Origin of the sequence: Candidatus Caccoplasma merdavium (assembly GCA_018715595.1) — a bacterium.
In the GTDB taxonomy this organism is placed as follows: Bacteria; Bacteroidota; Bacteroidia; order Bacteroidales; family UBA11471; genus Caccoplasma; species Caccoplasma merdavium.
The window spans coordinates 37,227-61,240 of record DVLI01000017.1 but is presented as its reverse complement, the minus strand read 5'-3'; the positions used below and the strand labels follow the sequence as shown (position 1 = coordinate 61,240).

General features: G+C 52.5%; 13 protein-coding genes. All 13 read right to left on the bottom strand.

The genetic code is table 11. The features are described 5' to 3' along the window. Positions 1–10 precede the first annotated feature (10 nt). A complete protein-coding gene (locus IAD09_05120) occupies positions 11–1,867 on the bottom strand; it encodes a fasciclin domain-containing protein (GenBank protein ID HIT81601.1) in 1,857 nt (618 codons plus the stop codon). A gap of 14 nt (positions 1,868–1,881) precedes the next feature. Continuing rightward, positions 1,882–3,531 (bottom strand): fasciclin domain-containing protein, encoded by a 1,650-nt coding sequence (locus IAD09_05115; protein HIT81600.1) that lies wholly within the window; start codon positions 3,529–3,531, stop codon positions 1,882–1,884. Positions 3,532–3,551: 20 nt separating this feature from the next. After that, positions 3,552–5,108, bottom strand: a complete 1,557-nt coding sequence (locus IAD09_05110) for a RagB/SusD family nutrient uptake outer membrane protein (GenBank protein HIT81599.1) — start codon at positions 5,106–5,108, stop codon at positions 3,552–3,554. A 12-nt stretch (positions 5,109–5,120) separates the two neighbouring features. Further along, positions 5,121–8,417, bottom strand: coding sequence for a SusC/RagA family TonB-linked outer membrane protein (locus IAD09_05105; protein ID HIT81598.1), 3,297 nt, complete (start codon positions 8,415–8,417; stop codon positions 5,121–5,123). Positions 8,418–8,435: 18 nt separating this feature from the next. Further along, complete coding sequence (locus IAD09_05100; GenBank protein HIT81597.1) at positions 8,436–10,844, bottom strand: fasciclin domain-containing protein; 2,409 nt, start codon at positions 10,842–10,844, stop codon at positions 8,436–8,438. A gap of 60 nt (positions 10,845–10,904) precedes the next feature. Continuing rightward, positions 10,905–13,052: a hypothetical protein gene (locus IAD09_05095; protein ID HIT81596.1), complete on the bottom strand. Its 2,148-nt coding sequence runs from the start codon at positions 13,050–13,052 to the stop codon at positions 10,905–10,907. A 382-nt stretch (positions 13,053–13,434) separates the two neighbouring features. Further along, positions 13,435–14,868 (bottom strand): glycoside hydrolase family 28 protein, encoded by a 1,434-nt coding sequence (locus IAD09_05090; protein ID HIT81595.1) that lies wholly within the window; start codon positions 14,866–14,868, stop codon positions 13,435–13,437. A gap of 79 nt (positions 14,869–14,947) precedes the next feature. Beyond that, positions 14,948–16,261 (bottom strand): glycoside hydrolase family 88 protein, encoded by a 1,314-nt coding sequence (locus IAD09_05085; GenBank protein HIT81594.1) that lies wholly within the window; start codon positions 16,259–16,261, stop codon positions 14,948–14,950. A 33-nt stretch (positions 16,262–16,294) separates the two neighbouring features. Further along, entirely contained in the window at positions 16,295–17,104 is an 810-nt protein-coding gene (gene rhaD / locus IAD09_05080) for a rhamnulose-1-phosphate aldolase (GenBank protein ID HIT81593.1), read from the bottom strand. Positions 17,105–17,135: 31 nt separating this feature from the next. Continuing rightward, positions 17,136–18,170, bottom strand: coding sequence for a rhamnose/proton symporter RhaT (locus IAD09_05075; protein ID HIT81592.1), 1,035 nt, complete (start codon positions 18,168–18,170; stop codon positions 17,136–17,138). Between the two features lie 69 nt (positions 18,171–18,239). Further along, a complete protein-coding gene (locus IAD09_05070; GenBank protein HIT81591.1) occupies positions 18,240–19,490 on the bottom strand; it encodes an L-rhamnose isomerase in 1,251 nt (416 codons plus the stop codon). A 32-nt stretch (positions 19,491–19,522) separates the two neighbouring features. Further along, entirely contained in the window at positions 19,523–21,004 is a 1,482-nt protein-coding gene (rhaB, locus tag IAD09_05065) for a rhamnulokinase (GenBank protein ID HIT81590.1), read from the bottom strand. Positions 21,005–21,220: 216 nt separating this feature from the next. Next, positions 21,221–23,959 (bottom strand): glycosyl hydrolase family 2, encoded by a 2,739-nt coding sequence (locus IAD09_05060; protein ID HIT81589.1) that lies wholly within the window; start codon positions 23,957–23,959, stop codon positions 21,221–21,223. Between the last annotated feature and the right edge of the window lie 55 nt (positions 23,960–24,014).

The window sequence follows — 24,014 nt, the reverse complement described above, 5'->3', positions numbered from 1 at the left end:
GTGTTTGATATCAATAATTATTCTCGGTAGGAACGAGGCACCAGTGGAAGAAACGCATGCGGGTACCGCTGGTAAGTTCTATCTTGATGCGGACCGATTGCATGGTACCGGGTTCTCCTTCGACGGTAACAGGACCTACCAGACCTCCATTCTCATTCCAGCGGGAGTTGCCGCTCGAATACTGTGCCATACCGCCGCCACCGCGCCGGTCGTAGTTCCACGGCGAAGCGAGCGAGAAGTTAATGTTGGATCCGACACGAACATAACCCTTGCCTTTAAGAGCAACGTCACAATCGTTGCTTGCCGGAGCAGTAGCAAAGTTGGGATCGTTGGGGTCGAAATAGGGATAACCGTTTTCGCCGAGCTCGGCCGTTGCGAAATAGACATTACCCACACCGCTACCCGAGGCTTGGTTACCCAAGTGGAGGTTATATTCGCCGGCCGGAATCAAATACTGGGCCACAGAACTCATTCCAGTAGGAACTATCGGGGTGAAAGAAAGGGTGAAAGGCTCGGTGCTTTCTTCGTCCTTGGCAATGTGCAGAACGACATAACAGGGATTACCTTTGTCATTCTCCTCGAAGTGCGAATAAGGTCCGTGTTCGGCCCATGCGGGAGAATCATAACCGGCTTGTACCACAAGCGAAGGAATTTCATCTTGGCGAGAGGGACCTAAACCGTCGGGCACTTCGCCGCGGATGCAGAAGTAGAGGTTGGTCGTGTCGGCCGAAGCAATCTTGCCGTAGTGGTAGAGGAATTGTTTCAGACGGGTAATGATGACGTTGTTGGGGATTTTCAGGTCTTGTACCATGTAAACACGACCGTTGGAGAGTTCCACGGGATTTTCGGTATCGATGACCTGCACGGCATTGCCGTCACGGTCGGTATTTTTCCACTGCTTGTTATAAGCCGAGTAGATATCGTCTTGCGAGGCTTCTTCGGCCGAGAGGGTTCCGTTGTAAATGGTAGCTCTCTTTATCCACTCATTGGCCAGAGAAAGTTCGGCCGAACCCAAATACGGATAATCGGGATAAGGCGGATTTTCGGCCAACTGGCGACCGATAGCCTGACAAGTCTCGTTCATCTTGCGATAGCAGTCACGGATCACTTCATCACTGGGGACGAAGCAGGTGAATTGCTGGAACTCGGAATTGATCCGTACGGTATCGAACAAGGGGTTGTAGACAACGAACACTGAATCGTAGAGGGTATTACCTGTCATATCGACACCGATGGGCGTAGAGCTCTCGGGCGAGAATTGCTCGACACTGGCCTTGAGGATAATCGAGTCGCGATACATGCTATACTCGTCAGAGAGTTGCTCGATGTAGGCATAGAGGTTCATACGGGCCGACATCATGTGGTCGATGACATGCACCACGCCGTTGTTCATGCGGTAAGTTTTCACCACTTTGGCGTCGTTGGCATATATCTCGCCCTGCTCGTCGACGGCAATCTGAATGTAGATGCCGTTGAGCGTTTTGAGGCGGGCGCCGTCTTTGAACTGGTTGCGGTTGAACGAGAGGTAGTTGACATGATACAACACACGGGTGGTATCGAGGTTCAAATCTACCAGCGACGAGCCGTCGGTCATGGCTGTTTGCACGCCTTGGTTATCAACAGCCCAGACAGTAAGTTCCTGGTCGGCTTCGAGCGATGACATCGCTCCCACGTCTTGGAGGAGCTTATAGAAATCGGCATACTCGTCATGGGTTTGGAAAAATTCTATGAGGGAGCAGTCAAGCACCGTGGTAGCCGTATCGACACTCCCAGTGGAAGATGATCCTTTGTAGTAATCATCCCAATTGTCGTTGCAAGCCCAAAGGGCGCAGACGGCAAGCGAAAGAATGAATGCAGCTTTTTTCATAATTCTCATTGCTTTTATTTTTTAGGAGTGAACAGAACATAATCGAGATAAAGCGTAGAACCTTCGTTGTCTTCAATGCGCAAGGTATGGCGGCCGGTGGTGGCAAAGGTCACTTCGCCCACAATATACTCACCATTATCGGCATCGGGAATGGCCACCCATTCTTCGGGTTTGGGAGAGACATCTTTGAAACGTTCGGGAGCCGTACCGCCCTGGGTGGTCAGCGAGCCCACTTCCACATCGTCGATGTAAACGGTGAAACGTCCCGAAGCCGAAGAGGCTGCCGTGTTGTAGAAGCTGAGACCTACCGAATAGGTAGTAGAGTCGGCCACAAGACTCGGGGTCTGCATATCGATGTAACCATATTGTCCGAGATTGAGCAACAGGGCATCATGGTTGGTGAAATAAAGTCCCACGGTATCGGTCGATGTCCCCACATAATACGAGACGCATCTGAAGCCGCTCGACGACAAGTAGCTGGTCCAGTCGTAGCAGAAACCGGAGCCGTACTTTTCACGCAAATCCGACAGGTCTTCGACATACTCAGCGGTAAGCGAACCGAGACGGTATTCCGAGATTTCGGTTTCAAGAATCGAGAAGTCGGTCACTTCGAAAGTAGTCGTGGGCACGTTGGTAGGAGCCTTGATGTAAAGCGGGGTCGAGACTTCGTGAATTACACCGTTGCGGCACACAAGGTCGGTTACTTCGCCCCAGGTTGCACCCGTTTGAGTGAGGGTATCATAATTGATGTAGAGTTGGCCGTCGATATCCTGGAATTCGATGTAGGAAGCCTCGGCAAGGGTGGCAAGCACGGTGGCGGCACTGGTCGACGAAGCGGTATCTGCAACAACGATGCTACCGGTAGCATGTGACGACGAAATCAAATGATAAGCAGCATAACGGTACATGGGGTTTTCGGTTTCTTTCCATGCTGCGGTATTCTGCCCGGCATCGAGGGTATCGGCCAAGGCCGCAAGGCTGCTGATGGCGGAAGCGTCGAATACGCTATTGGGAACCACGAGACAGGTGTAGGAGGCAGCACGGCCGGAAGTCGACGACACGAGCGGGCTGAGGCCGGTAGCATCGAGCAACTCCTTGAAGAGGCTCCAATCGGCATTGTCTTCGAGACGGTCATAGATGTACTCGGTAATGGGAGTAAGCACGCCGTTCATGATAAACACGGTGGCATTGGTCGTCGCGATGTCGAACGAAGTGATTTGGGCTTCTTCGTTGACGAAGTAATCGCCATTCTCATTGAAAGTCACCGAGAGGCGGTCGCCGGTGGCCGTGGTGTCGGGCAAAACGTCGTTGGAGAAATCGACCTGGCTGTATTGGTTACCGGCTATGGTGTGGTATTTCACCAGATACTGGCCGTAAGCGGGGTCGATATCCTGCACCGAACCGTAACCGTTGGCGGCGAGGTACTTGTTTACAGCCTCGTTGTCGGGCACGAACAAGGTGTAGTCACCCACATTGAGGTTGATGGTACTGAACATATTGGTGTGGTTGAGAAGGGCCACCCACTGGGTATATCCGTTCTCTTGCAACCAGGTGGCGGCAGGAACTTCCTCGGTAATCGAGAACGTCGAGTCTTCGAGGTCGTCGCCGCAGGCCGAGAACATCGCCGCCACAGCTACGCACAAATATAAAATTTTATGTTTCATAAGATATTGCATTTCTATGATTATTCACCTAAGTTAGCATAAGCCGGATTTTGTACCAAACTGGGGTTGGCAGCCAATTCATCGGTATGGATAGGCAGATACCACGAGTAAGGGATGTTGCGTCTCAACTTGGAACGAACAAGGGCAGCCGACACCGACGGGAGTCCGTTGACAGTCTCGTCGAAGAAGAGTTGCTGATAAAGCGTACCGAATTCGGGATCCTGATAACGCAATCCGGTGCGCAGGAGGTCATACCAGTTCTTGGCTTCTCCAAGGAACTCTATACTGCGCTCGTTGATGATGGCTTGGATAACGGCATATTTGCTACCGTATTGTGCTCTTTCGAGGGCTTCGCTGCCGCCACGCTCACGTACTTCGTTAAGAGCGGCAAGTGCACCGTCAAGGTCACCTTGCAAAGCAAGAGCCTCGGCCTTCATGAGATATACTTCGGCCAAACGATAGATAATCCAGTTCTGGTCGTTCTCTGTATCGTTACGAGCCGTATTCTGTGTATCACTACCATAATACTTCCATACGGTTGATTGGGGAACGGTCGAAGTGGTAGAGGCATACGAGGCACCATCGCCACGCACATCACCGGGAGTGAGCCATGAGACAAAACGGAAGAGACTGACGGTGCTTACGTAGTAATACTGACCCGAAGAGGCCGTAAGGGCTTCATCGGTACCGCCAAACCACGACATAAACGAGTTGGTCTGTGCAAGAGGATTGGAGAATTGCAGCTCGAAAATGCTCTCGTTGCTGTTACCGGGGAAGAAATTGGTAAACCAGAGCGAACCGTCGATAAGACCCACGCGGCCCGAATTGATAACGGCATCGCAACAATCGATGCAATTCTGCAAGTCGGTGGCCGAATTGCCGCTATCATAGTCCGAAGCACTAAGCCACAGATACATGTCGGCCATCACGGTATAGAGAGCCCAGCGTGTGGCACGGCCCTTGTTGTCGGTCTCGTCGGGGAAAAATTCGCGGGCGTTTTCGAGATAGGGCTGCATGAGAGCCAACTCCGCACGGAGAATGGAATCACCGTCGGTCTTGGGAAGCCAGAAATCGGCATCATCGGTCACGTAAGAGTGGGTGACATAGGGCACATCTTTGAAAGTGCGCACAAGAGTCAAGTAACTGAGAGCACGCAAGAAATGTGCTTCGGCCACAATGGAACGCATCTCGCCTTCGGTAAAAGAGGCGTCTTTCTCCACAACAGTGGGGGCATAGTCGATAACGGAGTTGGCCATGCCGATAACGTTATAAAGGTCGGCCCACTTGCAAAGGGAGTTCGAGGGCAGAATATCGCCCGTACGGATATCATAAGCACTGGTTTCGAGCACGCCGAGACCGTTGCCGCGCATCTCGCCCCAATTGATATAGGTGCGATTGGTCACAGCCGTACGCATGTTGCGGTAGGCTGTACCGAGGACGGCTTCCACCTCACCGGCGTTAGCCCAGTAATTGGTCGCGTTCTGTTGGCCGGCAGGGTCGACATTCATCCAGTCTTCGCACGACACAGCCGAGAAAGTAAGAACGGACGCAAGTAAATATATGTGTGTCTTCTTCATATCGGTAAATTGTTAGAATCGGAGGTTAATACCAAATTTCACACGGATAGGTTTGGGCGTCGACGCACCATCGACAGCCAGGCGGATAATACCGCTGTCGTCGATTTTCTTTTCACCCACCTCGGGATCTTGTCCGGAGTACTTGGTGAAAGTAAGGAGGTCGTAAGCGGTTACGTAGAGGTCAAAAGCCGAAAGGTGCATTTTGCGTGTGAGGTTTTTCGGGAACGAATATTTCAACGTGAGAGTCTTCATACGCAAGAACGAAGCATCTTCGATGTAGCGGTCAGAACCGAGCGAGTTGTAACCACGGCCGTAGAGTGCACGGGGCATATCGGTAATATCACCCTCGTTACGCCAACGGCGCAGCGTAGCGGTACTTTGGTTGTTGTTTCCGCGCATCTGCTCGGAGTTGAGGCGTGTCTGGTTGAATACCTTCTGACCGACACGGCCCTGGAAGTTGGCCGAGAGTTGCCAGTTCTTGTAAGAGAGACGGAAATTGAAACCGCCGATGAGTTTCGGGCTGTAATTGCCGAGGTAAACGACATCGTTAACGTCAATGACACCGTCACCATTGATATCTTCATACTTGGCATCGCCGGGGTAAACCTGCTGGGTACCGTTGGACATGATTACGGGCTTGCCGTCGATGTCATAGATGGTATTGCCATTGAGGTCGCGGGCATAGGTGTCTTCCACATTCTGGTAAACGCCTTTGTATCGGTAGCCGTAGAACGAACCGAGGGGGTTGCCGGCCATGATGAGGTAGGCATAATTACCGTTGTCGAACTCGTAGGTTTCCATGTCGAGGTTCGAGGGGAACTCGTTGACCTTGTTCTCGTTTTGCGAGATGTTGAACGAGAAAGTGAAACGCCAGTCCTTGGTCTTCACGATGTCGTTGAGGTCGACGCGGAACTCCCAACCGCGGTTGGTCATCTTACCGGAGTTGAACCATTCGAGTTTGCTGAAACCGGTAGAGGTAGGCAACTTCATACCTTTCTGCAACAAGTTGTTGGTGACGTTCTTATAGAGGTCGACCGTGAAGAGTATCTTGTCGTTGAGGATACCGAGGTCGATACCGGCATTCCACTTGTCGACAACCTCCCAGTCGATGTTGTCGAGTTGCACGCGCGAAGGATAGATGGAAGACATGTTGAGGTAACCCGACGAGTTGGCACTGAACGTACCGACATAGGGAGAGGTGCCCGAAGGGGCGTTACCGGTCTGACCCCAGCTGAGACGCAACTTGCAGAGAGAGATAAACTCCTGATTCATCATGAACGGCTCGTCGCCCAACTGCCAACCGATACCGAATGTGGGGAAGATGCCCCAACGGGTGTGGCTGGGAAGAGCCGAAGAACCTTCGACTTGGAAGGTGGCGTTGAACATGTAACGGTCGAAAAGGTTATACTGTGCCGAGAAGTTCGACAACAAGCTGCGACGGGTGGCTTCACTGCTGCTGAGGCCGACGATGTAACCTCCGGTCGAGGGGTCGGAAAGGTAATAAGATGCGTTACCGGCCGTCTGTGCACCATAACCGGTCTCGGCAGTCTGCTCGATTTGCAGGATACCCGAAGCAACGATACGGTGTATCTCGTTGAAAGTCTGCATATACACGAGACGGTTCTCGGTATAGAGGTAGAGCTGGTCGCTGGTCACGTCAGAAGCGCGGTTATACCAGTCGTTGGCCAAGGCATAGTCGGTGGTGCTCACCCAAGGCACACCGGTCACCTCGTTGGGGATATATTTCTTGGTGCGCTTGTTATTGGCCGTGAGAGCCACGGTACCGTAATAGTGGAGCACGGGGAGAAGCTCATAGTGGAGCTGGAAGGTGAGACGTGTCTGGTAAGAATCCAAGCGGTTCACCGCTTCATTCACCATGGCTACGGGGTTGTAATTGCGATTGTCCTCGAACGTCATGCCGAAATCATCGTAGGGAGTGAAATAGGTATCGGTACGAGCCGAACCGTCTTCGGTCATCACATAGGGGCTCTCTTGGGGCATCTTGGTGATGGCGATGCTACGGGGGGCAGACGGTTCTTTATTATTCACTTTCTCAGACCAGCTGGAATTACGGATATTATAGGTGAAAGAGAAATCGGAGGTGATGTCCAACTTCTTGGAGAATGCATAGTGCATGTTGAAACGGGTCGAGAAACGCTGGAGGTCGGTTCCGACGGTGGTACCGGTCTCTTTGAGGTAACCGAGCGAGAGGCGGTAGGTAGCTTTGTCACCACCACCCGACATGGAGAAGGTGTTGTCGGTATTGTAACCGATGCGGGAAACCTCGTCGAGCCAGTTGGTATCGACGTTGTATTCGTTGAATACAAGCGAAGCGGGGTTGAAGTTGATTTCATCGGAATTGATGAGAGGCAAATACTCGTTCATACCTTCGGTGTAACCCACGTCGTTGATGGAGTTCCAAAGGGCGTCTTGCACCATGGAGACATATTGTGCGGCATTGAGGAGCGGATAAGTGCTGGCCTCTTTGCGCACCTCGGCGCTGGTATTGAACGAGAAGGTAATCTTGCCTTTGGCACCTTTCTTGGTATTGATGACAAGCACACCGTTGGCACCTTTGGTACCCCACATGGCGGTAGCCTGGGCATCTTTCAACACTTCGATCGATTCGATGTCGGCAGGCGAGATATCGAGGAGGTTGGAGTAATCATCGGTCGAAGCCGAAGCGAAATCGAAGTCGTCGTCTACTTCAACGGGATAGGGCACCCCGTCGACCACGATGAGGGGGTCGGCATTACCGTTGAGGGTCTGGGTACCACGAATGCGAATGGTACTGTTGGAACCGGGGTCGGCACCGGTCACGATGTCGACGTTGGAGAGGGCACCTTGCAGGGCCTCGGCCACCGAGGTCACAGGAGCGGTTTCAAGACCTTCCATGCTCATGCGCTGCACGGCACCAAGTTCTTCACGCGGGGTAAGACCCATCTGGTTACGTTGCACGCGCTGTGCCGAAACGCTCACCTCGTCGAGGGTGCGGCTTTCTTCGGTCAAGGAAGCATTCAGGACTTTTTGTCCGGTGTACTTCACCGTGTAGGTCTGCATACCGATGAACGAGAAGTTGATGACAAGGTCTTGCTCATCGGGAATTCTGATACGGTACTCGCCATTGGCATCGACAAGCACGCTGGCCAAAGTACGTTCGTCCTTGTTCTGGACAAAAACGCTGGCACCGGCAAGAGGTTCGCCCGAAGCTTTCTCCAATACCTTACCGGTCAAAACCGTCTGCGCCGCCATAGCCTGTGATACCACAAACGCGAGCAGCAAAAGGTATATTTTCCGTGTTATTTTCATAGTGTATATCATATTTTATTATTCCACAACGTAAGTTCCATCACCGAAGTCGAGGTAATTGTCGATAATATACACGGCGCAATCGTTATAGATATACGGGAAGGAGTTGACTACCCGCGCCGTGCGGCCTTTGGTGTCGGTAATTTGCAAATACGAGCCCATATCCGAGATTTGGACCGAGGTGAACTCGCCCCCCTCTCCTTTCGGGTTGAAAGAGTAGAGCGTGCGCGTGCCTTGACCGTCACCGGGCATGGGATAGTCGAGCAAGCGGCTTCTTTCGACCGAGATAAAGAGGTTGGGCATATAACCTTTGAAGTTCTTGCTACCGCGGGCCGAAATGAAACCATCGTCATAAGCGCTCTGCACAGCTTGGTTGTTGGGAGCAAGCACGATGTAGCGGGGCAGGTCGCCATCGCCACTGCCTTCGGCCTCCATGGCAATGAATACTTCGACGTTTTCAGTCGAATCGCTCAAAGACGAAAGGATACCCGACTGGTAGAAGTTACGTGTGCCATGGGCGGTTTCCTTGAACTCCCAAGGCACTTGGGCTTCGATCACGGCAAGGGATTGGAAAGTGCGCGATTCGGGGAGCAACGCCGATGCGAGGCTTCCGCCTTCGAGGGCATAGACATGTCCGTTGCGCACGTCGAGTCCGGGCATTTCCGTGAAGGTAACGGCCGAGCGTTGAATATCGCCATGCAGACCGTACCGGGTGTTGTAAGTAGTGGTCGAATAGATGGTGTCTTCGTGAGAGAAGAGGTAATTGAACGAACCGCTGGTGAGGTAATAAATCCGGTCGTCGGTATTGGGTATCTCTATCATGTTGTCGGCAATCTGGTTGCGGACGATGTTTGCCGAATGAGCCATGCTCAACGAAACGGTACCGCCTTCACCGTCGGAGATAATCACATCTTCGGCACCATACACGTTGGGGTTGGTGTTCTCATAGATAAGATTCTCGCCTCCGACTTGCGTGTTTTCCAACATCTCCTGTGTGGGATAGAATGCATGGAACTGGTTGGCTGCCGTGTAAAGGTCGATTACACCCGACTTGGCCATGAGCAACATGAACATGTTGTACTTGGGATTCACAAAAGCGGGAGCCGTTACATAATAGAAGTATTGGGGAACAGAAACCAAGTCGCTCACACCATAAACGATACCGTTGGAGCAAAGGTAGCGGTCCTGAACATCGCTGGGACTGATGGTGACACGCGTGTTGCTGGCATTGGTGACGGCGTTGCCTGCCGTGATTTCGCTGGGGAGCAGCGGGCCGGCCTGGCCAAGGAGACGGTGGCGGGCTTCCAACTCGCTCATGAGCACATAAAGCGGGGTGAAACGCACCGAGTCCCAATTATCGGCACCGTAATAGGGAGCCCAATATTTATCGTAGAATGCCTGCATGGCTTCGTTCTGGGGGGCAAACAACGTATAAGAGCCCAAAGCCAACGGACCAAGATAATAAGACTCGGCCTCGGTATTACCGTCTATAACCGAAACGCCCACACGTTCGTAAGCAATGGACGAGAGACCATTGTGCTTGTAAACAAATGCGGAGTCGCGGTTGTTATAGTTCATCGAGAGGACTTCGTCGTAATTGAGCGATTTGAAACGGTCATAGATGTGGGTGACAATAGAATACTTGTCATCGGCAGCAAGCGTCTGGTACATGGTTTTGAGGGGCTCCACCACATCATCTACCACATAGAGATAACCGTTGTCGGTAATAATTTCATACTCTTTCACACCGGCATTGGCCACTCTGAAATAAGGTTCGGCACCGGGAGCCCACGAGTCGCCTTGCCACAAATTGTCGCCATATTCGGAGAAGAAATAGTTATAATTGGCCGTACCGCTCGAACCGCTCGAACCATTGTTGTTGTAATAGTTGAAGAGGTTGGGTGTGAACACCGGAATATATTTTTCCTGGTGGAACACCTTCACAAGAGCACCGTCGCGAGAGGGGTCGGAAATCATCTCGGCCGCATCGCGGCTACGGGTACGATACTTATAGTAAAGGCCGATCCAGTCGTCTTCCACATTCGTACCTTCGGGACGATACTCCATAAAGTCATCAGACTTGAAACTGTAATAGAGCAGGTGGTAAGTCACCATGTTCTGCAACTCTTCAACAGGTATCTCCTCGACAGAAGAGTAACCGTGGCGGTTGAGATATTTGGCAAATGCTTCGTCATCGGGGGCGAAAATCGTAGCCAAACCTTTTCCGCGTACCAAATCTTCATAGCCAGCTCGTTGCGCAGCTCTCAAGAAATTGGTAAAATTGCCTCTACTTTCCAGATAATCCCAAGCATTTCCTACTGAAACAGAGGTAGAATGACGATCGTTGTCATAGTACTTGTCCATTTCATTACAGGAAAAGAAGAATAGCAGAAGTGCTGAGGCTAATAGATTAGTCCATTTTTTCATAATACTTCGCATGTTTTTTCCGTATATAATTTAATTATCTCTTGTTCACACGATTGAATATCAAGGCATGGGCAGCAGACCTTCCCAGCGAACGTCCCAATTTCCATCTTTCGGGAAACCGGGATTCTCACCTTCGCTACCGTCCCAACCGGCACACATCATGGCCACCGTAGTGAGGAGACCACCGTTACCGGGCAGGTAGACACGCAAGCGTCCGTCTTGATAGTTATGACCGTTGGGCAAATAGGTGTTGGTGCGTTTGTCCATAAGGAGGGCACCGACAGCTTTCTCGGTGTCGCCCAGGCGAGCGGCGTCCATAGCCGTCATAGCAAAGTCCCAACCCCAGGTCTTGCCCCAGTTCCAGTTGTCCCATACCCAGTCGAGGGTATTCTGCATGATGTCTTCACGCACGAGAGGACATTTGGGCAGAATGCCCAATGCTCCCAACACGGCCATGTGGTCTGAGGTGAAGCGAATGTCCTTGTAGGTATCGGTTGCTGTCTCGGCAGCCAGGTAGAGCCCGTCTTGATGAGCCAAGGGCGAAAGCTTGTCGAGCAGCTCGTCCCATTGCAGGTTGCGTTGCAAGCCTTGACGCTCGCGCCACTTCTGGGCTACACTGATGGCATAGTGCCAATAAGAAAGTTCGAAGGGAGGATTGACCGTCTCGGCTGCACGCAGCGTTTCTTGCGCGGGAATGGCACCTTTGAGCACGAAACGGCCTTCGAGCTCGTCATAGGTGGCAAACGAATACATGAACTCGGCCGTCTCGGCAACGAGGTCTTTATAGCGGTCGATGACTTCTTGTGAAGGGTTGGCACGATAGATGAGCTCGGCCATGTAGATGAAGTGGGGCTGTTGCCAGATGAGGAAGGAACCCACTTTCGAAGGAGCCTCGATTGCAGAGGGGTCGGTCATCTTCATCCAACGAATGCCCTTGAAGCCTTGACGCTCGGCAATGGCACGTGCATTGTCATAAGCCGAATCGCGATACCAAGCGAGGCTGCGTTCGAGCAATTCGGGACGTCCCCACAATGCGAAGTGGGCACCGTGCCACCAGTGCATTTCGAGGTGGAATTTACCGAACCATGTATTATAGGTAAGACCCGACTCCTGGGGAGGAACCGAGCCGGCACATTGAATTGCCATAAGATACTGGGAGAGAACGACTCGACGCTCCAACTCTTTGGCTCTCGGGTCTTTGCAATGCGAGAAATCGACAATACCTCCGTGCGACCAGTAGTTGTTCCAATAACGGGAAGCGGAGGCAAGGAGTGTATCAAACGACAAATTTTCACCGGTCGGCTCGGCCGAGGTGAAAAGACAGGTGAACGAAAGGGTATCGCCCGATTGCGGAGTGAGCACGAAATAGTGTTTCTCCTTCTCCGAGAGTTTGGCATCACCTTCCCAAGCCAGACGCACATAGTAGGTCGTCTCGTCGAGTTGGCGTTTGAGGGTTGCCGAGTGGGCGTCCTGTGCGACGATGGTGGTGGAGTGCTTGTCGGGTTGTGTCCAGTCACAAGCATCATCGGCATGTTTGCCGGTAGGATAAGGGAAGTTGAGTTTCACACCCACACGTCCCGAAGCGGTCAGGGGTGAAACGACTTGTGCGCCAATCTCGTCATGGAGACTGTCGCACGCGGTAACTACCGAAACCGATTGTCCGTCGAGCTGGAACTGGCTCCGTATCTGACCGTTCCAAAGGTCGAGTTCCTGATTTATTTCCGAGAGTTCATCGGCTTTTGCCAGTGACCCGTCTTCATGGGTAAGTTCGAGACCTACGATACCGAGGTGCAACCGATGGGGGTTTACCCGATACCAGTTGGCCGCTTCACGAGGACGGCCCGGCTCATTGAACTGCACGGCATAAAGCTCTTTGTGTCCCCGCCCGAAATCATATTCTTTCAGCGTTTCTTCGAAACGATATTTCTCGGGATTGGCAAACGAGTGCCACCCCCATTGGGATTGTGTACCCAAGGGAACTCCCGCACTATACAACTCGGGGAAGGTCTGCAAACCTGTTGCATCGACCGTAAAAGCAAACTCTCCGTTACCCACCGAAAGGGAAGATAACTCATTGAATTCCTTGATTTTGGGGTGATTTCTCTGCACGACCTCCTTTCGATTGATCGGCTCGTTCTTTCCGCCCGAGCACGAAGTGAAAGAGAGGCATACCGAAAGGACTAAGCACAAAAACAGCATTCTTTTCATGGTATACATCTATTTATCTCACAAAGATAGGGGCTATTTCATGCGAGCAGACTGCACAAAATGACCCTATTAATAATTATTTTGTCTTTTAAATAATGTAAAATGCCCAAAGAGCGCATTTAACGGGGCAAAAGTAGAGGGGAAAGAGCGCTTCTAAGCTCAACGTTTTGCCCTTTTTCATACAAAAATTGTTTTTAGAGGGTCGGTAATAAGGGTTGGAAAGGTCTCGATGTGGACTTTTTGGGCGCCCCGCATAAATGCAGTTTCTCATTATCTCACGACGGAATCAGAGGGAGAGCGCAAAAAGCCTGTCGCAGGCAAGAACAAAAAATCCACCTCGGACGTTGCCTCTTCCGAGGTGGATTAAGGTTTGCAATCTGGATTAAAGGGTCGGCGATTTTATCGTCTGACCATTAATTTTCAGATTGTTGAAACGCACATCTTTCACACCTCCCTTTATGTAGATTCCATCTTCGGGATTGGAGGCGCCTTTCTTCACGTTGTTGAACTCGCAGTTGTCGACTTGAATGTTGTAGACATTATCAGAGCCTTCAAGACCCACATAGTAAACACCGAGGTTACTGCCTTCGCAGGTGATGTTCTCACAGAGGACGTTGCGCACCGTGGGCGGGAAACTGCGGTCGCAAATCTCGCGGTTCTCATATTGAAGATTGATGCGCAGGACGGCTTCGCGGCACACGCCGACCTTGATGTTGCGAACAAAGACATTCTCGATGACACCACCGCGGCAATTACTGGTCTTGATGCGGATAACGCGGTCGAGGTTGGGGCTGTCCATTTCACAATTCTCTACATAGAGGTTCTTGTAACCGCCAGAAATTTCGCTACCGATGACAACGCCACCGTGACCGTCATACATCTTGCAGTTGCGCACGATGATGTTCTGGCTGGGAACGCCCCACGCACGACCGTCACGGTTGCGTCCGCTCTTGATAGCGATGCAGTCGTCGCCCGTGTCGAAGATGCAGTTTTCGATAATCACGCCGTTGCAAGACTCGGGGTCGCAACCGTCACCGTTGGGACCGCGATTGACAAAATGCACGCCGCGAACGATAAGGTTGTTGCAGAAGAGGGGGTGCAGGGTCCAGAAAGGTGAGTTTTGCATCGTCACGCCCTCGACCAGCACGCGGTTGCAACGGTAGAGGTTCACGAGTTGGGGACGCATTCCGTCCTGAACGGTCATCTGACGTTTGTAGATGGGTTCACCCGACTCACCCCAAGCAAGCAATTTGGCACGACCGCCGCAATTCTGACCTATCATGCCCTCTTTCCAGCCATATTTCTTGGCACCGCACATGGGCCACCAAGTCTCCATGGAACCTTGTCCGTCGATGACGCCTTTACCGGTAATGGCCAAGTTGGTCTCGCCGTAAGCATAGATAAGGGGGTGCATGTTGTAGCAATCGACACCTTCCCAGCGGGTAAGGACGGCAGGCATGTAAAGTTCGGGGTTGGTGTCGAATTTCAGGACGGCACCTTCTTCGAGATGGAAGTTGACATTACTTTTGAGCGTAATGGGGCCGGTGTAGAAAGTCCCGGCAGGAACAACCACGGTACCACCGCCGGCCTGGTTACAGGTGATGATGGCCAGGTTGATGGCGTCGTGGCATGGAGCCTCGGGAGTATCGGGTTTTGCACCGAAATCGGTGATGTTGAAAGTACGGTCGGGGAAGGAAGTTTTCTCAATCGACTTTTCGAGTTTGGCAGCCTGTTTCCACGCGTCTTTCGAAGAGAGCTGCGCCGAAATCAAAGCCGGAGCCAAGAGAGCGCACAGTAGGAACAAGTTTTTTTTCATATAAATAAATTTAGAGTTTGATAATATCGAGGCCGGTTATTCTCTCGGGAAGGAAAGAATAATCGGCCTCAGAGTTGACTTAGTTTTTATCGACTACAATACGGTCGTACTGCTGTTCGGCTTTTATCTCGGTGTATTTGGGGGCGTCCATCATTTCGACCAACGCACGCAACACCGGTCCCTCTCCCATCGGATCGTTCTTTTGAGTGGGACGATTGTAATAATAGGTAAGGGAGGGCATGATACCGGTACCTACGCAGATGGCTTCGAGGTCGCCCTCGTCCGACATCTTTGAGAGAATACCTTTGAGTCCCTGCTCGGCCACATAGATGAAATCCTTGTGTATCCAGCCTTGCTTCACGCCACGGGCAATGGCAAAGGTGAACATGGCCGTACCGGTGACTTCGTCATAAGAATCGGTCTTGTCGAGCAGTTGGTGCCACAACCCGTTGGCGCCCTGATAACGACATACGCCACTCACCTGACGGCGGAAGTTCTCCAAGAGAGCCTCCCGCTGAGGGTGATTCTCGGGGAGTCGCGACAGCAAATCGGCCTGGGCCATGAGCATCCAGCCATTGGCGCGCGACCAGTGGGCCACGCCATGCTCGTCGGTATCGGTGTGATAGCAGTGGTAATAAATCTGCTTCTCGGGACACCACAAGTATTTGTGATATTGCAATACCTGATTGGCGGCATCATCGAAATACTTCATGTTGCCGGTTGCTTCGCCCATGCGGCAAAGGAACGACACGGCCATGAAGAGGTCATCGGCCCAAACGGTGTTTTCGTGGGGCCAAAGACGTGCAATGGTACCGTCGATAAGACGGGGCTCGGCATAGTTGAGGTGGTCGGCCGTCTCGTCGATATAGGCTTGGAAAGCCTTGTCGGGACGTGGCAGATGTTTCTGCAAATCGATGAGCGAAGCTCCCATCGGACCGTTATCGTCGAGACGCTTGCCTCTGAAAATCATGTGCCAACTGATTTTGCGGACGGCCATCCAGCCTTTCTCCGAAAGAGCCTTGTCGAATTTTTTCCTGAAAAATCCGAGGTTTCCTTCGTTGAAGACAAAATTCATGTTTTTGAGCACATACTCTTCATAACGCTTGTCACCGAGTTTGTCGGCGAGTTCGAGCATTGCGATATGCAGTACGCCATTGGTGTAATGCCAATCGTTGTATTTGCAGCCCACCTTGATGGGTGCGGCAGGATTTTGTTTTTTTACCGTAGTGTAGGTCTCGCCCGTCTCGGTATTTTTAAACTGGTAGGTGGTGCTGGCCACAATACGGTCGGCCATGGCAAGGGCGGCATCTTTGGCCGAGAGCTTCTTGGCAGGAGCTGCCATGAGAGCCGACGAGGCAAAGAGGGCGAAAGCCAAAATGGTCATTTTTCTCATAGATGTCTATCGTCTTTCTGTTTTTTGAATGATTTATTTGGGCAGGTTGAAGGTCACGCTCAGCTCTTTCATCTGCTCGGGAGTCATTCCGTCGGGTTCGAATCCCATGCACTTGGCGTTGATATAAATCTGAGCCGATTTGCTGAGTACGTCGACTTGGTCGAAAGCGTCCATGATGTCTTCGCCTACCGCGCACACGCCGTGTTTCTCCCACATGACCACATCATAGTCGTCGAGTTCCTTGATGGTGGCTTCGGCCAACTCGACCGAACTCGGCATCTTGTAGGGGATAATTCCCAAACCTCGCGGGCAGAAAGCCTTGGTCTCGGGAATCATGCTCCACAAGAGGTTGGTGAGCACGTCTTTTTCGAGGAATTTGGGGGTGTGGCTCATGGCTACGAGTTCGATGGGATGGGTGTGCAACGAGGCTTTGTAGTTCGAACCGCGACCGATGAGCAGGTTGTGCATCGACAGGTGGGCGGGAAGCTCCGAAGTGGGTTTTACCAAATTGTCGGCGATGATTTCGTAGCTGGCGCAATCGTCGAGAATGCGGATTACCGAGCCGTTTTCCATCGGCCAGCGAGCCAAGTCGCGCATGCGCTTGTTGGTTCCCTTGCAGAAGAAATAGCAACCCTTGATATGGGGCAGCGTGGTTCCGATGGGCGTTACAGGACCGATAGCCGGCATTTTACGGATTTCATCATCGACCAAATCGGTAATGTTGATGGTAATGTTGCCACCATTGCGTTCGGCCCAGCCTTTTTGCCAGAGATAACCGGCTACTTCGGCTACTTTCTCTACTTCACGGGCCAGTGCGGGACGGCCCTCCAATATAGATTTCATAGCTTGTTTTTGATTTTATTCGGTAAGATAATTATTTAAGCAATTCGGGTATGAAGGTAGAAATAATCAACACGACAATACCCACGACAAGAACGGCGATGGTCTTCCGCGAGCAACCTTTCCACTCTTTGAGGATAATGCCCCAAACATTGGAGAAGACGACATTGAGTGCCATGAGTATGCAGAAGGCAAACGTCGTCAATGCGGGCGAATCGGTGAGGAAACCTTTTCCGAGACTCAGGCCGAAGAACTGACTGTACCACAAGGCACCGGCCAAGGCACAATAGAGCAAATTGTTGAGATAGAGCGAGGTCTTTCCATAATCGCCCCATGTGTGGTTTTTGCTGTTCTGATAGAAGCAATACACAGCGTTGGTAAAGAAACCGCCGAGCGTAACGAGCAAGGTAGCCGGCAGGGTCTTGAACATATCGCCGGTCTCCTCGAAATGGAGACCGCTACCAAATTCGAGACCTACGTTGAAGCAAGCACTCATGAAACCGGCCAGCAAAGCGATGGCGATTCCTTTGGGAAAGTTGAAGTCCTTGACGGCTGCCTTTTTCTCCTCTTCGGAGAGGGTCGCCGCTTTCATGTTTCCGGCCACACCGATGATGGAGATACCTATGAGCGTGACGATAACACCGATAATCACCGCCCAGGTGAGTTTAGCCAAGTGACCGGCTTCGGGATAGAAAACGTGCAACATGATGGGGCCGAGCACGGTACCCAGTCCGGCACAGGTTCCCAACGAAATCGACTGTCCCAAGGCAACGCCCAAATAACGCATGGAAAGACCGAAGGTGAGACCTCCGACCCCCCAAAGGGCACCAAAGAGAATGGTCATCCAAATGTCGACAGAATTTTCGGCCGTGAAGAGTTCACAAAGCGAATGGCCTTCGGGAACAGCCAGCAAGGCGCCCAAGAAAGGGAATACCAACCAGGCAAATACACCCTGCACAATCCAATACGATTCCCAACTCCACTCCTTGATGCGGTTGATGGGCACATAACAACTCGACTGGCAGAAGGCGCCAACGGCGATAATCAATAATCCAAATACTATTTCCATATTTTATACGACTAAAAGGTTTGTGACGGGACAAAGCCCGTCATAAACCTTTTTAGGTGAAGTGATTTTTTATCTTTTCGAGGTAACTTCTCTTTCGTATTTCTCCACTTCGGGAATAAATTCGTCGCCGACGGGGACGTTGTTTTTGAGGCAGAACATATCCCATACGGCGTTCCAAGGCATGGCCTTGGCCTCTTCGAGGAGGGCCAGACGTTGGAAGCCTTTGTCTTCGGCTTCGTATTTACGCAGCGTAGCCAGCGGTTCGAGCAAGGCGCGGAGAATTGACTTCTGAGCGGCACGGGTACCGATGACATAAGCACCGATGCGGTTGATTGAAGCATCGAAGTAGTCGAGGGCGATGTGCACGCGGTTCATGGCATCGCAACGAACGAGTTCCTGGAAGAGCTCGACCGTGGAGTCGTCCATGATGGTAACGTGGTCGGAGTCCCAACGGATAGGACGGCTGACATGGAGAATCAGCTCGGGGACGAAGAGCAGCATCGACGATACTTTGTCGGCAGCCACTTCGGTGGGGTGATAGTGTCCTGTGTCGATGGTGAGCAGGGTTTGGTTCTTGGTGGCATAACCTACGCAGAACTCGTTCGAACCTACGGTGTAGTATTCCAGACCGATACCGAAGACTTTCGATTCGAGACCGGTCTTCATGTGGTCGTATTTTACGGCGAAGATTTCGTCGAGGCTCTGCTCGAAGAGGCTGCGATAGTACATACGGTTTACCGTGATGTCCTTGCTGCCGTCATGCACCCAAAGATTCATGATACAGGGGTCGCCTTGGCGTTTACCCATCTCTTCGGCAATGGCACGGCAACGTTTGGTGTGTTCAATCCAGAAATCACGGATACCTTTGTCGGGATTCGAGAGCGTGAGGTTGCCCGATTTGGGGTGCGAGAACGAAGAGGAGTTGAAGTCGAGCTTAATACCCAACTCTGCGGCCCATTGCATCCAGCTTTCGAAGTGAGCGGGCTCGCATTGGTCACGGTCTACGAATTTACCGCCGAAATCGCCATAAATCTCGTGCAGGTTGACACGGTGTTTCGAAGGAATCAAAGACATGGCCTTGATGAGGTCGGCACGCACTTCGTCGATGTTGCGGGCTTTACCGGGATAGTTACCGGTCGTCTGGATACCGCCGGAGAGGGCGCTACCCGACTCAAAGCCTACTACGTCATCGGTCTGCCAGCAGTGCAGCGAGATTTGTACTTTTTGGAGTTTCTCCAATACTTCGTCGGTATTGATACCCATGGCAGCGTAACGCTCCTTGGCTATCTCATACGCATTGAGGATAAGATTTTCTTTCATGTCTTTTATTTTTAGGTTTCAGTTTTTTTGATTTATATATCTTCGCGATAGACCGAGAGATAACGATCATAAGCTTCGTCCCACACCTCTTTGTCGCAGGGGGTGAACGAGCCCAGCTCTATCGACGAGGCGATAAGGGCGCGCATGGCCGCAATGTCGCTCACGTCGCCGGCGGCTTTGGCCTGAATCATGATATTGCCGATGGCCGTACCTTCGGAGGGGCCCGCCAATACGGGAACGCCCACGGCGTTGCAGGTATTCTGGTTGAGCAGGTTGTTGCGCGAACCGCCACCGATGACATGCAGGCATTCGATGGGGAACGGGGCCATCTCTTGGAGATAGCCGAACACTTGTCGATAACGCAACGGCAGACTCTCGAAAATGCAACGGGTCAATTCACCATGGCTCTGCGGCTCGGGTTGCCCCGTGAGACGGCAATAGTTGCGTATGGCCTCGATCATCGACGCGGGATTGGCAAAACAGGGAGCGTCGGGATTGATAATGCTGCGGAAAGCCGGAGCGGCTTCGGCAGCGGCAATCAACTCGGGATAGCTGTAATCGTTGCCGGCAGCCGACCACTCGCGACGGCACTGTTCGAGCAACCACATGCCACAAATGTTTTTGAGGAAACGGGTGGTTCCTTCGATACCGCCTTCGTTGGTGAAATTCTTTTCGAAACTATCCTTGTTGATGATGGCATCTTTGACTTCGATACCCATCAACGACCAGGTGCCCGAGCTGAGGTAGGCAAAACGTTCGTTGCGGGCGGGAACAGCGGCCACGGCCGATGCGGTGTCGTGACCGGCCACGGCAATGACGGGCACAGCGCCCAGGCCGGTGAGTTTTTGCACCTCAGGGGTGAGAGTTCCTATCTTCTCACCGGGGAAAACAAAGCGGGCGAATTGCTCTTTCTTCACCCCTACGACATCGAGCAGTTCCTTCTCCATCTCCTTGGTGCGGGGATTGAGTATCTGCGAGGTCGATGCTATGGTATATTCGGTCACCATCTCACCGGTGAGCATATAGCTGAGTGCGTCGGGGACAAAGAGTATTTTATCGGCGGCTTCAAGTGCCGAGCAGTGATTGCGATGCAGGGTCGAGAGCTGGAAGAGGGAATTGAAGTTCATAAACTGAATTCCCGTCAACTCATACACTCTTTCGCGGGGGATATGGGTAAAGTATTCTTCGGGGGCGCCCACGGTGTGAGGGTCACGATAGCAATAGGGATTGCGCAGGAATGCGCCGTCTTTTCCCACCATGACAAAGTCTACCCCCCAGGTGTCGATGCCTATCGATTCGATGGCGACGCCCTCCTGGGCCATTTTTTTCAAGCCTTTGACAATTTCGAGATAGAGGGCGTAAATATCCCAGTAACAATGTCCTCCGGTTTCGATAATAGGATTGGCAAAACGGGTAACTTCTTTCATTTCCATCTTTCCATCGGAAAGTGTACCCAAAATCGTGCGGCCGCTGGTAGCCCCTAAATCCACAGCAAAGAAGTGGCGTGTTTTCATGTATATTTTGCTCTAATAGGTTTCAATATGCCGAACAATTCCGACATACTGTTTTTTTAGCGATACAAAAATAGTTTTTTCGTTGAGTGTCTTGGATAGACATTTTGGCAGAAAAACTATTCCGAATGACAAAGATATAAAAATCATAGAACTAAAAAAATAATGGCCGTTATTTTATACGGCCATTATTTTTTTAGACGGCAGGTTATCATGACATCAGAACTGTGTTTTGGCTGTCACGGGCATGAGACGCACGGGACCGAGCAATCCGCTGGGTATGGTCTGCCAGTGACCATACTTGCCCTTTTTGTAGCCGAGATTGTTGATGTTGGCATCTTTGAAGCGACGCCACTCGATGCCGCGACGGTCGTAATCGGCGATACTGTTGGCCGGGAGATTGGTCACCTCGATGTCGATGCGGTTCTCTCCGGGGCGGAGGTACTTCTTCACATAAGTGCAGAACGGTACCGACCAAAGGGTGTCGACCGGCGTGCCGTTGATGGTCACACGGGCACTCTCGCGCACATCACCCAATTCGAGCAACCATTCGTCGCAAGGCATCTCGGGGAGGTCGAACGTGATGGAATAGGTCGCGGCACCACGGTTGATTGAGGCTTCGGGCACGGGCAATTCGGTCCAAGAGCCGAGCGTGTCGATGTCAAAAGTCCCGGAAATGGCCGGTTGGCTCTCGGTAAAGGTGAGCGACCAATCGTTGTCGAGCGAAAGGCTGAGGGGTTGTTTGTCATAATAGAACCAGGCATCACCGGCGGTCTCGTCGTCATAGACGCAGACAATGGCCGACTGTCCCGAGCGCAGATGCAAATAATACTGCAAGCGGCCATCGACCTCACGCACGCGAGCCATGCCCGAACGTCCCGAAACGGGGTCGTAGATGGCTACCGAACGCCCCGAAACAGCGGGTGTCACCCAACCCTCGATGTCGCGGTCTTGCAGCGAAGCGATGAAGTAGTGATGGCCCTTGTCATTCGCCCGACGGATATAATGGGCGCCATAGAGGGTCTTGATATTTTCGGGTTCGACGCCGCACATTTGGAGCACCTCGGCATAATCGCTTCCGGTGATGATTTTACCCTTGCCGAAATCCCGCACCTGCTCGCTGGCAAAACCACCGGCATCGGGAAGGGTCGTCAGGAGCGATTGCAGAGACTTGCGACGTTTTTCGAGCGAAGCGTACCCGGGAACGTCCTGCGGATAATTATCGACAAAGACAAGGGTGGCACCCTGACGCGCCAACGACAGGAGGTGACGGAGGACATCGTCGGGTATCATCTTCACCGCCGGAAGGATAATCGCCTTATAGGAGGCTCCGCCGGTCGTCTGCAACAAGCCGTTGCGGCAAACCGTGGTGCGGACGAAATTGTCGGAAATGTAATCGACATCATAGCCCGAATTGGTAATCTGCGTCACGACGCTGATAAAGTGCGGGGCACGCTTGGCCATGCCGTGTATGTCGAACGCCAATCCCAACTTCGAGCCTTGCTGCTCATACCACATGTCATACACGGGCAGATAGACCAGGAAGTCATTGTCGGGCTGCCCCATCTGCAAGAACGACTGGCAGCGGGTGATGTAGGTGAAAAGCCCGGGAGCATCGCGCCAGATGGTGTTGGTGGGCGACATGTTGATGGAGGCATAGAAAAGCCAACCGGGCCACTCGGCATCGCGGGGCGAGTAGGGCAAGCCGTGGAAGAACATGTGATTGACGCCGGCCGCGAACATGAGGTCGATGTCGGGTTTGCATTGCGAGAGCGACGTGCGGAAATGCTCGGTGAGCCAAGTAAGGGTCTCGGACGAAACATAGGGCTTGCCCGAGATATGGGCTCCCGAAGAGGCGTATTTGAGCATCGAGAAGTCTGAGTCGTTCTCTTTGGTCACCGAGTCGCGGCGCAGCCCCTTGATCTTGAAGTCGGTGATACCGAAGCCCTCGCACTCGGGAATGTCGACCGTGGCATAGAGGTCGATGAGGTTACCGGGCGAACCGTGCGCCTGATTGCGGGTGATACTACCCCGCTTGTGGGCCCATGCGGTCCATTGCCGGGTAAAGTTCTCTTCGAGAAGCTCGGCGATGGTCTCGCGGTAATCGGTTATGAGACGAGCCCGGGTGTCGTTGTTCTCGCCGGTAAATTCGAGCAGATGGTTTTCGAGTTTATAGCCGCGGCGGCGGGCAAACTGCTCGAAGAAATCGGGCGTCCAGTCGGCGCCATAGACCTCGTAGGAGTCATTGAAGAAAGTCTCCGGCGCGGGAGCCTTGGCCGCCTTGAAAGCCTTGTCGAAACGAGAGAGATAGTGAGCCACGGCCTTGTGCGAGAAATGGTCCATGACATAACCGGCACCACCGGGAGCCGCACGTTTCACCTTCTGGAAGGTTTTGCCCACGAAAGCGGCCACCAAGGTCCACTCCTCCCCTTTCGGGGCGGTCCAGTTGAGCGCACCGGTTTCCTTATCGACCCGAGAAGTGAGGTTCACGACCTTCCCGCTCGGCGAGAAGGCCATGAGACGAGAGAGGTAAGCCACCGGTTTCTGCTTCTTGTCGTTGACGGTGACAGGTTCTTGCAAACGGGTTCCGCCGGCAAGCGCATAGCGCTGGAAAATGACTTTCGTGGCAGCGTCCTCGACGGAGACCTCGGGGCCGCCAAAGGGCCAACCCGTACCGGTGTTCATGTCGATGTTCAACCCAAGGCGCTTGCCTTCTTCACACACGAAATCATACATGCGCATCCAACGGGGCGAGAGGAAATCGATGTCGTTGGCCTCGTTGTCTTTCACTCCGTAGATAGGGGTTATTTCGAGGGTTCCGAGTCCCGTGCGGGCATAGTCGGCCATGTTCTCTGAGAGATTGACCGAGTCGACGGCGCTACCCAGCCACCACCATCGGGCACCGGGTTTGGCCACGGTCGATACCTCGGGCCAGGCGGGAGCCTGGGCGGCCGCCATGGCGGCGACACCGAAGAACAATCCGCTGCAAAGCAAACGGAGCTTCGTGGAAGAG

What these genes read in the sequence shown, in the direction of transcription:
- IAD09_05120 (HIT81601.1), bottom strand. Translation starts at nt 1,867, where the DNA reads ATGAAAAAAGCTGCATTCATTCTTTCGCTTGCCGTCTGCGCCCTTTGG.
- IAD09_05115 (HIT81600.1), bottom strand. Translation starts at nt 3,531, where the DNA reads ATGAAACATAAAATTTTATATTTGTGCGTAGCTGTGGCGGCGATGTTC.
- IAD09_05110 (HIT81599.1), bottom strand. Translation starts at nt 5,108, where the DNA reads ATGAAGAAGACACACATATATTTACTTGCGTCCGTTCTTACTTTCTCG.
- IAD09_05105 (HIT81598.1), bottom strand. Translation starts at nt 8,417, where the DNA reads ATGAAAATAACACGGAAAATATACCTTTTGCTGCTCGCGTTTGTGGTA.
- IAD09_05100 (HIT81597.1), bottom strand. Translation starts at nt 10,844, where the DNA reads ATGAAAAAATGGACTAATCTATTAGCCTCAGCACTTCTGCTATTCTTC.
- IAD09_05095 (HIT81596.1), bottom strand. Translation starts at nt 13,052, where the DNA reads ATGAAAAGAATGCTGTTTTTGTGCTTAGTCCTTTCGGTATGCCTCTCT.
- IAD09_05090 (HIT81595.1), bottom strand. Translation starts at nt 14,868, where the DNA reads ATGAAAAAAAACTTGTTCCTACTGTGCGCTCTCTTGGCTCCGGCTTTG.
- IAD09_05085 (HIT81594.1), bottom strand. Translation starts at nt 16,261, where the DNA reads ATGAGAAAAATGACCATTTTGGCTTTCGCCCTCTTTGCCTCGTCGGCT.
- rhaD (HIT81593.1), bottom strand. Translation starts at nt 17,104, where the DNA reads ATGAAATCTATATTGGAGGGCCGTCCCGCACTGGCCCGTGAAGTAGAG.
- IAD09_05075 (HIT81592.1), bottom strand. Translation starts at nt 18,170, where the DNA reads ATGGAAATAGTATTTGGATTATTGATTATCGCCGTTGGCGCCTTCTGC.
- IAD09_05070 (HIT81591.1), bottom strand. Translation starts at nt 19,490, where the DNA reads ATGAAAGAAAATCTTATCCTCAATGCGTATGAGATAGCCAAGGAGCGT.
- rhaB (HIT81590.1), bottom strand. Translation starts at nt 21,004, where the DNA reads ATGAAAACACGCCACTTCTTTGCTGTGGATTTAGGGGCTACCAGCGGC.
- IAD09_05060 (HIT81589.1), bottom strand. Translation starts at nt 23,959, where the DNA reads ATGGCGGCCGCCCAGGCTCCCGCCTGGCCCGAGGTATCGACCGTGGCC.